The sequence below is a fragment of the Nonlabens sp. genome (assembly GCF_039941875.1).
Taxonomy (GTDB): Bacteria; Bacteroidota; Bacteroidia; order Flavobacteriales; family Flavobacteriaceae; genus Nonlabens.
The window spans coordinates 22,686-36,371 of record NZ_JBDVDQ010000004.1 but is presented as its reverse complement, the minus strand read 5'-3'; the positions used below and the strand labels follow the sequence as shown (position 1 = coordinate 36,371).

Genomic DNA, 13,686 nt, shown 5'->3' with positions numbered 1-13,686 from the left:
CTAAATCAGTTCGATATGTTGGTTTTGTGATTAGTATTAAACATGGTAATTATTCGTGTTGATATCGTCTAAATCTATTCTCGATGCTAGTACTCTATACAAACATTTTTAGGTTCTGTAAAGAAGTCCAGCGCTTCAAAACCGCCTTCACGACCTACGCCGCTGTCTTTTACGCCGCCAAACGGTGTGCGCAAATCTCTATTTAACCAGGTGTTAACCCAAACGATTCCTGCCTCAATTTCTTGCGTCATGCGCATAGTTCGCGATAGATCGTTAGTCCATAGAGTAGCGCTCAGTCCGTATTTAGTGCCGTTTGCTAGTTCTAGAGCATGAGCCTCATCGGTAAATGGCATGATGGTCACGACTGGTCCAAAGATTTCTTCTTGGTTCAATTTACAATCGTTAGAATTTACTTCTATAACAGTAGGTTCTAGATAATAGCCTTCTTCATAATTTTTTATAATCACTCTATTACCTCCAGTGAGAATAGAATAATTTTCTGGTTCTGCTTTTGCGAAAGCGAGATATTCCTCAATCTTTTCTCTATGTCCAGCGCTTACTACAGCGCCAACTTTGGTGCTAGACTGCTCTGGATGACCTACGGTCAATTTCTTAATGCGATCAACAAAATCTGTTTTGAAACGGTCATAAATCTCTTGTTGTACAAAAATGCGACTACCACAAAGACAAATCTGACCTTGATTTGCAAAGGAAGATCGCACCGTAGTGTCTAGCATCTTATCATAATCACAATCGGCAAAGATGAGGTTGGGATTCTTACCGCCTAATTCTAGGGACAATTTCTTAAACATGGGTGCAGCAGTTCTTGCGATGTGCGCTCCAGTAGTTGTGCCACCAGTAAAACTGATCGCCTTGATGTGTGGATGCGACACAATGGCCTGACCACAACTCGCACCATTACCATGGACTATATTTAAAACACCAGGTGGTAATCCAGCTTTTTTTACTATCTCGCCGAGTAAGTAAGCTGTCGCAGGAGTTACCTCACTAGGTTTTGCAACCACACAATTTCCTGCGGCAATTGCAGGAGCTATTTTCCAAGAGAATAAGTACAAAGGTAAATTCCATGGAGAGATGCAACCTACGACTCCTATAGGTTTACGCAGCGTATAATTTATAGTGTTCTTACCTACACTTTCATGGGATTTACTCGCATATTGAGTAATTGCATTACCGTAAAACCTAAAGTTAGATGACGCTCGCGGTATGTCCACAGCTCTTGCCAGCCATAAAGGTTTTCCATTATCGCGAGATTCTGCCGCGGCTAGTTGTTCTATATTTTCTTCAATTAAGTCTGCTATGCGCAACATGATTTGAGAACGTTCATCAATTGTGGTATTGGACCATAATGGAAAAGCTGCTTTTGCCGCTTGGTATGCCTTTTCTACATCGTCTTCATTAGAATTGGGAATCTCTCCATAAATTTCTCCAGATGCAGGTTCATAATTATCCAGCCATAATCCTGATAAAGGAATTTGTTCTTCGTTATTGATGAAGTTGGTAATATCCATGTAGTGTTGTAATTGGTTTTTTAAATATCCTTTGATAAAGAAATTTAGAGTTTAAAGATATGGAAAAGGATTTTTGTGAGTCCGCTTTCGCGAAAGCGGAATAAGTTTAAACAATTATAGTAAAACGATCTTTATCTTTGTAAAATGCTTACACCACTATCAGAACAGGAATTGCACCAACTGGCGATGAATATCGTAGGAAAAGAAATGGAAGAGTTGGGTTATGAATTTTTATCCATCAACTCTAAACCTAAAAAAGATCCACAGTTTGTGGCTTTGAAAGATAAATTTCTTCATTTTGTAGTGGTACGTGCGGTTACTTATCCTGCAAATCCGGTTCATTATGATGAGAAATTACTTCTTATGATGCGCGATCATGGTAAAAAGTATAAGGCTAGAACTTATTATGCTGGTGTAGGACTGGCTAACTCTCGTAATTATGAAATGCCTGTACATCATCAAGATGATTATGTGGTGAATTTTGCAGGTTTAATAGAAATTAAATGAAAAACGTCTTAGTAGTATCTTGTTTATTGTTGCTTTTTTCTTGTAAAGAAAAAGAAGCTGATGTTGTACGTCCAGAGCCACAACAATTTGTAGGTAATGCCATAGGAACTACGTATTCTATAAAATTATTTGCAGACGATCAGGTTGATGTTGAAAAAGATGTAGATAGCATTATTAATATGTTTAATAATTCTATGAGTACTTGGGTAAAGGGTTCTCTTATAAATAGAATTAATGCTGGAGAAGATAGTGTACTGGTAGGGAAACCTTTTAAAGAGGTGTTTGAACAGGCACAAGAGGTATATCGCAAGACCGATGGATACTTTGATCCTACGGTTGGGAATCTGGTAAATGCATATGGTTTTGGAGCAAATGGAGAGCAAGAGGTCATACCGTCACAAAAGAAAATAGATAGCCTTAAACAATATGTAGGTTTTTATAAAATGTCCATCGTGCCTACTACGGTTAAAGATTCTTTTTATATCAAATCTGACCAGAAAGGAATGTATCTAGAGTTTAATGCTATTGCCAAAGGTACTCTGGTAGATTACATGGCACGATTACTAGATGAAAAAGGAGTTAATGATTATCTAGTAGAGGTAGGTGGTGAGGTGGTTACTAAGGGTATGAATTTACAGCGTGATGGTAAATGGTCTATAGGAATAGATGACCCTAAGCAAAAACATGATGAGCGTGTTTATGTTACTGTGGTAGAGTTGTCTAATAAAGCTATGGCTGGTAGTGGTAATTATCGCAAGTTTAAAAAAGACCCTAAAAGCGGACAAGAATTTGTGCACACTGTTAACCCTATCACTGGTAAAGCACAACCTAGTGAAGTGTTAGGAGTAAATGTAATAGCTAGCAACTGTACTCTAGCAGATGGATATGCAACAGCTTTTATGGCCATGCCACTAGAAAAATCTAGAGAACTATTGAAAAACTTAAAAGACCTAGAGGTAGTTATTATGTATACCGACGGTTTTGGTCTGTTGCGTTTTGAGGTAACGCCAGGTTTCCAAAGTTATGTGAAGCAGGCTGGTAAGTAGTTTTCTTTCCTTAAGGGTAGAATTAATTCTATCCTTAGGAATAGAATACGAGATTACTTCTTTACAACAGGGATTAACTCTTCAGGTGCTAACCTATAGCGATCTACTTGTTTTGCGCCTAATTCTTTAGTGTAGTCTACAGCATCTACTATAAATCCTATTTGATCTAAACGTTCAAAGTAATCCATTCCATACACGCGTACGTGATCGTACTGTCCAAAAATGCGAGCACGTTCCTTACGGTCTGTTATAGAGTCGTCTTCAAAGGTTTCTTCGCGATCGTTTTCTAAAGGTATTTGCAAGATGGCTGTACCGCCAGGTTTAAGAATTCTATAGATTTCTTGCATCGCTTTTTGATCGTCTGGAATGTGTTCTAAAACGTGATTACAAAGAATGAAATCAAACTCATTGTCCTTAAAAGGTAAATTGCAAATATCTGCATGAACATCAGCTAGTGGAGAGTTGAGGTCTGTTGTGGTGTAATTAATGGTTTTACTATCACGAAAGAGTTTATAAAAACATTGCTCTGGTGCAAAGTGTAATAATTTTTGTGGTCTAGTAAGTAAATCGGTTTTGTGTTTTAAGTACAACCATAATAAACGATGACGCTCTAGAGAAAGCGTAGACGGTGATAATACATTCTCACGCACACTTTCATAACCATAAGGCAAGAAACTCCTAAATGTCTTGCCGTCAATAGGGTCTTCATATCGATCACCACGATACCACCATGCGATTAATGGACGTACAAAATAACTTGCGCTTATAAGCCAAGGTCTAGGGATGAGGTTGAGGGAGAATTTGAAGAGTTTTTTCATTAACTTATTCTTTTGTTTCTTACAAAGTGAAGTCTATCAACCATCCATTGTTTTTTTTCAGAATTATTAGGGAATAATGATTTTATGACTTTTGCAGAAATAGTATCCAATTGTAATTCTACTAATTTGGAAAATTCGTTAATTAGTTGCTTTAAATTAAATTTTTCAATTTTATCTAAACTTGAAAACAACATCAATTGATCGCCCCATTTAGTTATTGTAGTTTGTGCTAATCTATAAGATTCAGTTTTACGACTTCCTTTTTCAATGTTATAATTAGGAGTGTGAGCTCCTATCTTATTTCTAACTTCAATAATTTTTAAAGCTCTGAATTCATTATTGATTTTTTTCTTATTGGGCATTTTGAATAATTCTAATAACTCAATAACTGCTTGCATTTGTAGATAAACTGCGTTTAAAACTCCGTATAATCGTAGATACATTTCTCCTTGATTTTCAGGATTTGGGATAAGTCCTTTTTTGTTAAACTCAGTTATTGCATTCTGGCTATCTTCTATTAAGTCAATACAAGCTCTCAATCTTAAATGGTCATCAATATTTTCAAATTTCAAATTCTTCTTGAGAATTTCATAATACTCGTTTTCGTCACTGTAATTTTTGACAGAAATGAATCTTAAAACTCCAAGTAATATTTCACAGTAAATTTCAATACTATTTAATTTTCTTAAATAATCTTCATCCGTCATTACAACAATTTATTAATTTTTACTCCTTCCACCTATAAGGATCTTCTTCATTAGAAGTGATTCCTAGAACTTCATAGATATAATCAAAGGTACTTAGTAAGCGAGGCTCTCCGTCTACTATAGCAACGTCGTGTTCAAAGTGCGCACTTGGTTTTTTATCTCTAGTGGTAATGGTCCAACCATCAGGATGGTGTTTTATGTTTTTAGTACCTAGGTTAATCATAGGTTCTATAGCAACCGTCATTCCTTCTACAAACTTTTTACCACGACCACGTTTACCGTAATTAGGCATTTGTGGATCTTCATGCATTACACGACCTAATCCATGGCCTACCAGTTCACGTACGACACCGTAACCGAAGGATTCACAATAATCTTGAATCGCGTAACCTACATCTCCTACACGTTTTCCTACCCTTAGTTGGTCTATACCTAAATATAAAGAGTTCTTAGTACGATCTAATAAATCTTGAGTTTCTTTCGGTACATCGCCTACGGTAAACGTGTAAGCATGATCACCATAAAAACCATCTACTATGGCGCCACAGTCTATAGAAAGAACATCACCTTCTTTAATGGCAACTTCTTTAGGTATACCATGTACGACTTCTTCATTAGGAGAAATAAGTAACGTACTAGGACAATCGTATAATCCTTTAAAACCAGGAATAGCACCATTATCACGTATGTATTGCTCTGCAAGTGTGTCTAGTCTAAGCGTGGTTACACCAGGCTTAATTTCGGCAGCAATCATACCTAAGGTTTTACTTACCATTAACGCCGCACGACGCATGATTTCTAACTCTTCTTTATTCTTTGTAACGATCATAATCTATGGAAAGCGGCAAAGGTAGTTATTATCAAATCATTGGTCAATAAAGTAAGACGTTATCAAAAGTATTACAATGGTCTATTTCTCTCATTTTTCTGTAAATTCGCTAGATGGATATCAACTTAAAAGACAAAACTGCTCTCGTTTGTGGAAGCAGTACCGGAATAGGAAGAGAAACTGCAATACAGTTTGCTCAAGCAGGTGCACGTGTAATTTTGCTAGCGCGCAATCCTAATAAATTACAAGAAGTTCTTAGTGGATTAGACACGAGTAAGCGCAATGATCATGCTTTTCTTGTGGCTGACTTTTCTAACTTTAAAGAAGTAGAGGATGTTGTTTCCGCTTTCGCGAAAGCGAACCCTATACATATTATAGTAAATAATACAGGCGGTCCTGCACCAGGATTCTTAATCGATGCAGAAGTTGATGCGTTAGAACAAGGCTTTACACAACATGTAAAATGCAACCAAGTATTGATCAAAGCCTGCGCACCAGGAATGAAAGAAGCTGGTTATGGCAGGGTAATTAATGTGATCTCTACGAGTGTAAAAGCACCTATTGAATTCTTAGGGGTTTCTAATGTGATACGTGGCGCAGTGGCTAGCTGGGCAAAAACATTGGCCACAGAATTAGGACCTTATGGAATCACAGTTAATAACGTGCTACCAGGATTTACCGCAACCGATAGACTTGATAAAATCATTGCGGGAAAAGCACAAAGAGCAGGACACAGTGAAGAACAAGCTGCCGAAATAATGAAGGGCTACGTCCCAGCCAGAAGATTTGCCGCGCCAGAAGAAGTGGCAAATGCGATTACATTTCTAGCTAGTGACAAAGCAGGTTATATCAATGGAATCAACCTTCCTGTAGATGGTGGTAGGACTAAGAGTTTGTAGGATGAAGTTTTCTGCTAAGTTGGTTTTTAACCGTATTAAAGATATCTAATTTGTTTTTTGCTTTAAAAATAGGAGTAACAATTTTAAGTGTAGTACTAGCAATAGTATTTATGCTACGTAAATCTTTTAATAATGACAAGGTGTTTAATGATTCTATAGATGAAGCTGTGGAGCAAAGGAAAAACATCAAAGCCACCTGGGATGAGTTTTATGAATTTTATCTAAAACGTGGTTTTAAAAGAAAGGAAATACAAATTATAAAAGAAGCAATTCAAGAATATTCTAAAGTTGCCGCAATTATGATTGTTCCGAAAGATGATTTGTATTATGATTTAAAGGTAGATTCTACAGACGAAGATGATGATAAAATTATGATTCAAATATCTGAAAAGTTGCAATTAGCACCTTATTCAGAAGGAGAGTTAATAGATAACAATATCTCTACAGTACGAGATCTGTTCGAATACATTAAATTAAAACAACAACAGTTAAAAGCTAACAACGAGACGTTATTTTTAAATAAGTAATTATTTTAAATCCATACAGACTAATAATTTAATACAACTAAACAGCCATGAATAAAAAACTACGCATTAACGGTCACTCACATTTATTGCCATATCCTGAACAAATTCCAGATTTCATGCGTGAGAAAGGGATTTTTTGGGTAGATCCTGAGCGTAAGAATATGTTGCAAAAAGGTTGGTCTCGTCCTGTAACTGATTCTAGTTTCTTTCTAGATGAAAAGTTAGAGTGGATGGATAAGTATAAACTAGACCATGCGGTTATCTTAAATCTAAGCCAGCTGTATGGAAATGGATTGCGTCTAGAAGAGATGAAACAAGCTTTACGTTTTCAAAACGATTTTAATGCAAAAATACAACACGACCATCCTTCAAAATTCACAAGTGGTTTTGTGGTACACCCAGGTTATGTACGTGGAGCGTTATGGGAAATAGAGCGTTGTGTGAAAGTTTTAGGTATGAAATTACTTTGTCTACCTACTCATTACATGGACACTATAGGACAGTGGCGATGCATTTTTGATGAAGAAAACGAGCCTATTTTTGAGTTAGCTAGTGAACTTAACCTTGCAGTAGAAATACACCCTTATGATGGTGAGAAATTTATAAAATTACAGAATACCTCGTGGCGTTTTCATTTAATATGGATGCTAGCACAGTGTGCAGATGCTTATCATTTCCTTACTCTTAATGGATATGCATTTAAATATCCCGGTATGCGTATATGTTTTGCGCATGGTGGACAACTAGCACAAATGAATTTAGGACGTAGGATTCAAGGTTTCGACGGTAGACCAGATTTATTTGAAGGAAAAACACATCCAAGAAAATCTGTAGGGCATCCTAATATTTTCTTTGATACTCTAGTGCATGATACCGGTTCTTTGAAACTTCTTGTAGAAAATCAAGGGGCAAAACAGGTTCTCGTTGGTCTAGATGATCCATATCCGTTAGGAGAAATGGATAGTGAAAAACAAAGTAGTTATCCAGGTAAAATTATTGATCTAGCAATAGAGCGTGATATAATTTCCCCAGAGCAAGCAGATGATATGTGGGATGAACACGTGGTAAGATGGCTTTTCGGAAGTGATGAAGCTGCTAAAAAAGCTTTTTATGAACGTGTAAGGAGTTAGGTTTTTACAACACTCTAAGTAGAATATGAATTTAGTGGACAGATTAAGATATATTTTTATCTTGAAACTAGTTTAAGTTATATTTTTGCAACTTAATTAAGAATAAATGGATTACGTAGAAAATATATTAGGTACTATAGGAAATACACCTCTTGTTAAAATGAACAAGCTAGCAGATGATGTTCCTGCACTAGTACTTGCAAAGTATGAAACCTTTAACCCAGGAAACTCTGCTAAAGACCGTATGGGTTTAAAGATGATAGAAGATGCAGAGGCAGATGGACGTCTAAAACCAGGTGGTACTATTATAGAGGGAACTAGTGGTAATACAGGAATGGGCCTTGCTCTTGCTGCTATTATTAAAGGGTACAAGTTAATATGTGTTCTAAGTGATAAGCAGTCTAATGAAAAGATGGATATTCTTAGAGCTGTGGGTGCTGAGGTACATGTGTGTCCTACTGATGTAGCTCCAGAAGATCCTCAGTCTTATTATTCTACTAGTAAAAGATTAAGTCAGGAGATTCCTAACTCTTGGTATGTTAATCAATATGATAACCCATCAAATGCACAAGCGCATTATGAAAGTACTGGCCCAGAAATATGGGAACAGACTAAGGGTAAAATAACTCACTTTATAGTAGGTGTCGGTACTGGTGGTACTATAAGTGGAGTAGGTAAATACTTAAAAGAGCAAAATCCAGATGTTAAAATATGGGGTATAGATACGTATGGTTCAGTTTTTAAGAAATATCATGAGACTGGTATTTTTGATCAAGACGAGATTTACTCTTATGTAACCGAAGGAATAGGTGAAGATATTTTACCTAAAAACGTAGATTTTGATATTATCGATGGCTTTACTAAAGTTACTGATAAAGATGCAGCCGTTTACACACGTAGACTGGCAAAGGAAGAAGGTATGTTCTTAGGAAATAGTGCAGGTGCTGCTATAAAAGGATTAAAACAAATCCATAAAGAAGTAGGTTTTACTGAAGATGATGTAGTTGTCATTCTTTATCATGATCATGGTAGTCGTTATGTAGGTAAGTTCTTTAACGATAACTGGATGAAAGAAAAAGGCTGGTTAAAAGAAGATGGTACGTACCATCCAGATGATAAATAGTAGCTACTTATCAAGATAAATAGAAAACCTCAAAAGCAATCGCTTTTGAGGTTTTCTATTTTACTACAGTTTCTTTAGTTTTTAAATAATTGTTATCTTCCCATCATGCAAGAAGATTTTATTCATTACCTCTGGAAGTTTAAGAAATTAAGTGGTCAGCAATTACAGACAACAGAAGGAAAAGAGATAAAGATAAAATCATTAGGGACACATAATTTCTTTTCAGGACCAGATTTCTTTAATGGTCGTGTAGAGATAGATGGTCAAGACTGGGCGGGAAATGTAGAAATGCATGTAAAAGCTAGTGACTGGTATCTTCATGGTCATGACGACGACCCTGCTTATGATAATGTAATTTTACACGTAGTATGGAATCACGATACAGAGATTACTAGGCGAGATGGTGTTAATATTCCTGTTCTAGATGTTTCTAAATATGTAGATGAATCGCTTGTACAGTCTTATAGAAAACTCTTTGCCGTTAAAAACAATCAATTTATAAATTGTGAAAATCAGTGGGGTACGGTAGATTCATTTTTTCGAGATCAATGGATAGAAAAGCTCTTTTTTGAAAGATTAGAATATAAGTCTGAGAGAATTAAGCACATGCTAGACCAAAACAATAATGATTGGGAGGCGGCATTTTTTCAGTTGTTAGCAAGAAGTTTTGGTACAAAAACAAATGCTGATGCTTTTGAGCAACTAGCTAGTAGTATGGAGCAGTCCGTGGTGCGCAAACTGGCTAAGGATACGTTTCAGTTAGAAGCAACTCTATTGGGTCAGTCAGGATTGCTAGATGAGGTAAAGAAAGATCGTTATTATAAAGATTTAGTTAATGAGTTCGCTTTCGCGAAAGCGAAACACTCCTTACAATCTTCTTTAACTCCTATGAAGTTTTTTAGACTGCGACCAGCAAACTATCCTACCGTGCGCATTTCACAACTTGCGATGTTGTATCAACGCAATCCTATGCTTTTTGGAGAGATTTTGCTAGCTAAGAATAGATCAGAAATTCATGAATTATTTGATGTAAAAGCTTCTAAATATTGGGATACTCATCATGTTTTTGATAAAGAAACAGAGGCGCGAGAAAAATCACTAACAGCCGATTTTATAGATCTTTTAATTATAAACTGTATTGTACCTATAAAATTTATGCAAGCAAGGTTTATAGGAAAGGATAAAACAGAAGAACTTATGGAACTTATGTATGAGTTAAAGTCCGAGAAGAATACTGTGATATCTGGATTTAAAAAATTATTTAAAGTAGAAAATGCATTACAAACACAATCTTTACTGCAATTAAAACCTAATTATTGTGATGTCCATAAATGTTTAAACTGTGATATAGGTGTTGCATTATTGAGAAGTTAACTGGATAGAGTTAATTTATCGATGCTTTGAAATTTTATGATCACGATTGATTAAATTTACCACATGAGAATAGTTACTTATATACGCACATTAATGGAGAAATACGGCTTTTACGTATCATCTCGTGTGGCAGATAAGTTAGGGATGAAAGCACGTAGCGTGCGTATTACCTTCATTTATTTTACGTTTGCAACTTTGGGAGCTGGATTTGCGGTGTATTTAATTATGGCTTTTTGGCTTAAAATTAAAGATCTTATTTATACAAAACGCAGTTCTGTTTTTGATCTCTAAAAATGACAGCTGTTGCATAATAAACTAAAAATAGCTTTTGCCCTACTGCTTTTTATGCTTTCTTTAGGTGTAATAGGTTTTAAAATTATAATGGATCTGTCATGGATAGATGCGTTATATATGACTGTAATAACGATAACCACTGTAGGGTATAGAGAGTTGCAAGAACCTACCGCTTCTGGTAAATTGTTTATTACCGGTTTTATTCTTTTCAGTGTGATTACTGTAGGTTATGCACTGGCAGTGATTACAGAGTATTTATTGTCTACAAATAGTTTAGAAGAACTAAGTCAGAAAAGAAAAAATAAACATTTAAATTCTATGGAGAATCACATTATTATTTGTGGATATGGTCGTAATGGAAAACAAGCCGTTCAGAAATTACAGGATTATAATAGAGAGTTTATCATTATTGAAAAAGACCAGCAGGTAATCGATGACTGTTCTCTAGACCGATTAAATTTTATAAGAGGTAATGCAAATGATGATGAGGTGCTTATTAAAGCAGGTATAGATAGAGCTTCTACTTTAATTACCGCCCTGCCAGAAGATGCTGATAACCTTTTTGTGGTATTAAGTGCCCGACAGTTAAATGCAGATTTGAAAATTATATCTCGTGCTAGCGAAGATAATTCTTATAAAAAATTAAAATTTGCTGGTGCAAATAATGTGATATTACCTGATGCGATAGGAGGGCAACACATGGCTTCTTTAATCGTTAGTCCTGATTTGATTGAGTTTTGGGATAAATTAAGTTATGGAGGTAGTGATGGAGTAAATCTAGAACAAGTTTCTTTTGAGCAAATGTTTGATGATGTTAAAGATTGTCCCATTGTTAAATTAAATCTAAGAGAGCAAACAGGTTGTACGATTATAGGTTATAAATCTCCACAAGGCGATTATATTGTAAATCCAGATCCTAATTTGCAATTAGTTCCAGGCTCAAAAATTATAGTTGTAGGTAATACAGAGCAGATTTCTAGACTGCAAAAAGTCTACAGAATTAACAATGACGTAACATAAATAGCTGTAAAGCTTTCAAAAAGCAAGATTTTTGTGCATCTTGCTGACTTAACCATTTAATGTATTTAAAGTTATACTTCATGAATAAATTATTTCTTAGTTTAATAATTTTCACATTTTTCTCTCAATTAGGTTTTTCTCAATTAAAAGTTTCTCATAACATCACCGATGATTCTAGTGAGATAGAGACAGCTGTTATAGATATAAATGTAGAAGGAGGAGCGGCTCCATACAAATATTACTGGTCTGAAAAGAATATTGATACTTCTACAAAAACCGTAAACAATGCAAAAGAAGGTAAAGAATACTCTGTAAGAGTAGAAGATGCTGCAGGTTTAACTGGTGAACTAGCCTTTGAAGTGCCAGCAGAGTCTATACCTGAAAAAATGAGTGCTGCATTTGCACCTATAGTAGGTTTCATGGATAAATATTTCTTTTTTGATCCCTTTCATGGATTAGGTTTATATGATAATCAAGTAAAAGATGCTAATGGAGAGTTAGTTTACAATCCTAACGGTACCGTAAAGACTATAAAGTTGCCATTCATGGTGATCTGGTTAATTCTAGGAGCAGTGTTTTTTACTATTCGTTTTGGTTTTATTAATATACGCGGTATAAAGCATTCCTTAAGATTAGTGCGCGGTAAGTATGATGAGGCAGATGCTAAAGGTGAGGTTACACACTTCCAAGCTCTTGCAACAGCGGTTTCTGGAACAGTGGGGTTAGGTAATATAGCAGGTGTAGCAGTAGCGATTTCTGCAGGTGGTCCAGGAGCAACGTTCTGGATTATTCTTGCAGGTTTGTTAGGTATGTCCTCTAAATTTATTGAGTGTACGTTAGGTGTAAAGTATAGAACTGTTGCTGAAGACGGAAGCATATCTGGTGGACCAATGGAATACCTTAAAAAAGGATTTGCTGAGAAAGGCTTAGGAGGTTTAGGAAAAGGACTTTCTATTCTTTATGCCCTTATTATTATGCTTGCGGCATTTGCAGCAGGATCAATGTTTCAAGCAAACCAAGCAACTGCTCAACTAGCAAGTGTTACTGGATTAGAAGGAAATGCTAAAACTTATATAGGAATAGGTATCGCAGTTCTTGTAGGTATCGTTATCGTTGGTGGTCTTAAAGGTATTGCCAAAGTAACTGATAAAGTAGTGCCATCAATGGCAGGTTTATATATATTAATGTGTTTGATAGTTGTTATAGCAAATATTACGCATTTAGGGGACGCTTTTTCACAGATTATAGGTGGGGCCTTTGAAGCAGATGCTATGTATGGTGGTTTCTTAGGTGTTCTTGTATTAGGATTTCAACGTGCTGCATTTTCAAATGAAGCTGGTTTAGGTTCTGCATCTATTGCGCACTCTGCTGCAAAAACTAATCACCCAGTGGCTGAAGGTTTTGTAGCTCTTTTAGAGCCGTTTATTGATACCGTTGTAGTATGTACGTTAACTGCTTTAGTCTTGATTTTCACTGGCACAGGTATTACAGACGGTGCTTCAGAAACAGGATCTGCTCTAACGGCAGTTGCTTTCTCTAAGGTGATTCCTTATGCAGATGTGTTGTTAACTATCGCAATATTCTTGTTTGCATTCTCTACTATTTTGACATGGTCTTATTATGGTACTAAGGCAGCACAAAGTTTATTTGGTCAGAAAAAGATCGTAGAAGCAGTCTTTAAAATAGTATTTTTACTAACAGTAGTTCTTGGAGCTTCTATAGGTTTAGGTGCAGTAATAGACTTTGCAGATATGATGTTCCTTACTCTTGCTATTCCTAACCTTATCGGTTTATACATGATGTCAGGTGGAGTTGCAAAAGATCTCAAAACTTATTTTGCTAAAGTAAAATCGGGAGAAATACCACAGACTAAATAAAAC

The 13,686-nt window shown here is 35.8% G+C and carries 14 protein-coding genes; 10 read left to right on the top strand and 4 right to left on the bottom strand.

The features are described from left to right. Positions 1 to 86 precede the first annotated feature (86 nt). Complete coding sequence (locus ABJF08_RS03255) at positions 87 to 1,532, bottom strand: aldehyde dehydrogenase (protein WP_348114607.1); 1,446 nt, start codon at positions 1,530 to 1,532, stop codon at positions 87 to 89. A 144-nt stretch (positions 1,533 to 1,676) separates the two neighbouring features. On the opposite strand from ABJF08_RS03255, the gene ABJF08_RS03250 reads away from it, so the two are divergent. Next, positions 1,677 to 2,039 carry a Na(+)-translocating NADH-quinone reductase subunit F gene (locus ABJF08_RS03250; protein ID WP_348114606.1) on the top strand — a complete coding sequence of 121 codons (363 nt, stop codon included), beginning with the start codon at positions 1,677 to 1,679 and terminating at the stop codon, positions 2,037 to 2,039. After that, positions 2,036 to 3,085, top strand: a complete 1,050-nt coding sequence (locus ABJF08_RS03245) for an FAD:protein FMN transferase (RefSeq protein WP_348114605.1) — start codon at positions 2,036 to 2,038, stop codon at positions 3,083 to 3,085. The genes ABJF08_RS03250 and ABJF08_RS03245 overlap by 4 nt, the downstream gene beginning before the upstream one ends. 53 nt (positions 3,086 to 3,138) lie before the next feature. Here ABJF08_RS03245 and ABJF08_RS03240 read toward each other — a convergent pair whose 3' ends face one another. From ABJF08_RS03240 to map, 3 genes are read right to left on the bottom strand one after another with little or no spacing between them, the layout of a single operon-like run. Further along, positions 3,139 to 3,903 (bottom strand): methyltransferase domain-containing protein, encoded by a 765-nt coding sequence (locus tag ABJF08_RS03240; RefSeq protein ID WP_348114604.1) that lies wholly within the window; start codon positions 3,901 to 3,903, stop codon positions 3,139 to 3,141. Then, the gene (locus ABJF08_RS03235) at positions 3,903 to 4,610 is read right to left on the bottom strand and encodes a hypothetical protein (protein WP_348114603.1); all 708 of its coding nucleotides are present in this window, start codon (positions 4,608 to 4,610) and stop codon (positions 3,903 to 3,905) included. The genes ABJF08_RS03240 and ABJF08_RS03235 overlap by 1 nt, the downstream gene beginning before the upstream one ends. Positions 4,611 to 4,629: 19 nt before the next feature. Continuing rightward, positions 4,630 to 5,439: a type I methionyl aminopeptidase gene (map, locus tag ABJF08_RS03230; RefSeq protein ID WP_348114602.1), complete on the bottom strand. Its 810-nt coding sequence runs from the start codon at positions 5,437 to 5,439 to the stop codon at positions 4,630 to 4,632. Positions 5,440 to 5,552: 113 nt separating this feature from the next. Between map and ABJF08_RS03225 the strand changes: the two genes are divergently transcribed. The 8 genes from ABJF08_RS03225 to ABJF08_RS03190 all read left to right on the top strand — a co-directional run bounded on the left by ABJF08_RS03225 (position 5,553) and on the right by ABJF08_RS03190 (position 13,683). Next, positions 5,553 to 6,338: an SDR family oxidoreductase gene (locus ABJF08_RS03225; RefSeq protein WP_348114601.1), complete on the top strand. Its 786-nt coding sequence runs from the start codon at positions 5,553 to 5,555 to the stop codon at positions 6,336 to 6,338. A gap of 110 nt (positions 6,339 to 6,448) precedes the next feature. After that, a complete protein-coding gene (locus ABJF08_RS03220; RefSeq protein ID WP_348114600.1) occupies positions 6,449 to 6,865 on the top strand; it encodes a hypothetical protein in 417 nt (138 codons plus the stop codon). A gap of 47 nt (positions 6,866 to 6,912) precedes the next feature. Next, positions 6,913 to 7,995, top strand: coding sequence for an amidohydrolase family protein (locus ABJF08_RS03215; protein WP_348114599.1), 1,083 nt, complete (start codon positions 6,913 to 6,915; stop codon positions 7,993 to 7,995). Positions 7,996 to 8,101: 106 nt separating this feature from the next. Continuing rightward, positions 8,102 to 9,118 (top strand): pyridoxal-phosphate dependent enzyme, encoded by a 1,017-nt coding sequence (locus tag ABJF08_RS03210; protein ID WP_348114597.1) that lies wholly within the window; start codon positions 8,102 to 8,104, stop codon positions 9,116 to 9,118. A gap of 105 nt (positions 9,119 to 9,223) precedes the next feature. Continuing rightward, the gene (locus ABJF08_RS03205) at positions 9,224 to 10,492 is read left to right on the top strand and encodes a DUF2851 family protein (RefSeq protein WP_348114596.1); all 1,269 of its coding nucleotides are present in this window, start codon (positions 9,224 to 9,226) and stop codon (positions 10,490 to 10,492) included. A 63-nt stretch (positions 10,493 to 10,555) separates the two neighbouring features. Beyond that, the gene (locus tag ABJF08_RS03200) at positions 10,556 to 10,783 is read left to right on the top strand and encodes a PspC domain-containing protein (RefSeq protein ID WP_348114595.1); all 228 of its coding nucleotides are present in this window, start codon (positions 10,556 to 10,558) and stop codon (positions 10,781 to 10,783) included. A 12-nt stretch (positions 10,784 to 10,795) separates the two neighbouring features. Further along, a complete protein-coding gene (locus ABJF08_RS03195) occupies positions 10,796 to 11,806 on the top strand; it encodes an NAD-binding protein (RefSeq protein ID WP_348114594.1) in 1,011 nt (336 codons plus the stop codon). Positions 11,807 to 11,886: 80 nt separating this feature from the next. Next, the gene (locus ABJF08_RS03190) at positions 11,887 to 13,683 is read left to right on the top strand and encodes an alanine/glycine:cation symporter family protein (RefSeq protein WP_348114593.1); all 1,797 of its coding nucleotides are present in this window, start codon (positions 11,887 to 11,889) and stop codon (positions 13,681 to 13,683) included. Positions 13,684 to 13,686: the final 3 nt, after the last annotated feature.

Bases quoted from the DNA above. Each gene is read 5' to 3' on its own strand.
- ABJF08_RS03215 (WP_348114599.1), top strand. From the start codon at position 6,913: ATGAATAAAAAACTACGCATTAACGGTCACTCACATTTATTGCCATAT.
- ABJF08_RS03240 (WP_348114604.1), bottom strand. From the start codon at position 3,903: ATGAAAAAACTCTTCAAATTCTCCCTCAACCTCATCCCTAGACCTTGG.
- ABJF08_RS03210 (WP_348114597.1), top strand. From the start codon at position 8,102: ATGGATTACGTAGAAAATATATTAGGTACTATAGGAAATACACCTCTT.
- ABJF08_RS03205 (WP_348114596.1), top strand. From the start codon at position 9,224: ATGCAAGAAGATTTTATTCATTACCTCTGGAAGTTTAAGAAATTAAGT.
- ABJF08_RS03200 (WP_348114595.1), top strand. From the start codon at position 10,556: ATGAGAATAGTTACTTATATACGCACATTAATGGAGAAATACGGCTTT.
- ABJF08_RS03190 (WP_348114593.1), top strand. From the start codon at position 11,887: ATGAATAAATTATTTCTTAGTTTAATAATTTTCACATTTTTCTCTCAA.
- ABJF08_RS03220 (WP_348114600.1), top strand. From the start codon at position 6,449: ATGCTACGTAAATCTTTTAATAATGACAAGGTGTTTAATGATTCTATA.
- ABJF08_RS03250 (WP_348114606.1), top strand. From the start codon at position 1,677: ATGCTTACACCACTATCAGAACAGGAATTGCACCAACTGGCGATGAAT.
- map (WP_348114602.1), bottom strand. From the start codon at position 5,439: ATGATCGTTACAAAGAATAAAGAAGAGTTAGAAATCATGCGTCGTGCG.
- ABJF08_RS03245 (WP_348114605.1), top strand. From the start codon at position 2,036: ATGAAAAACGTCTTAGTAGTATCTTGTTTATTGTTGCTTTTTTCTTGT.
- ABJF08_RS03255 (WP_348114607.1), bottom strand. From the start codon at position 1,532: ATGGATATTACCAACTTCATCAATAACGAAGAACAAATTCCTTTATCA.
- ABJF08_RS03235 (WP_348114603.1), bottom strand. From the start codon at position 4,610: ATGACGGATGAAGATTATTTAAGAAAATTAAATAGTATTGAAATTTAC.
- ABJF08_RS03225 (WP_348114601.1), top strand. From the start codon at position 5,553: ATGGATATCAACTTAAAAGACAAAACTGCTCTCGTTTGTGGAAGCAGT.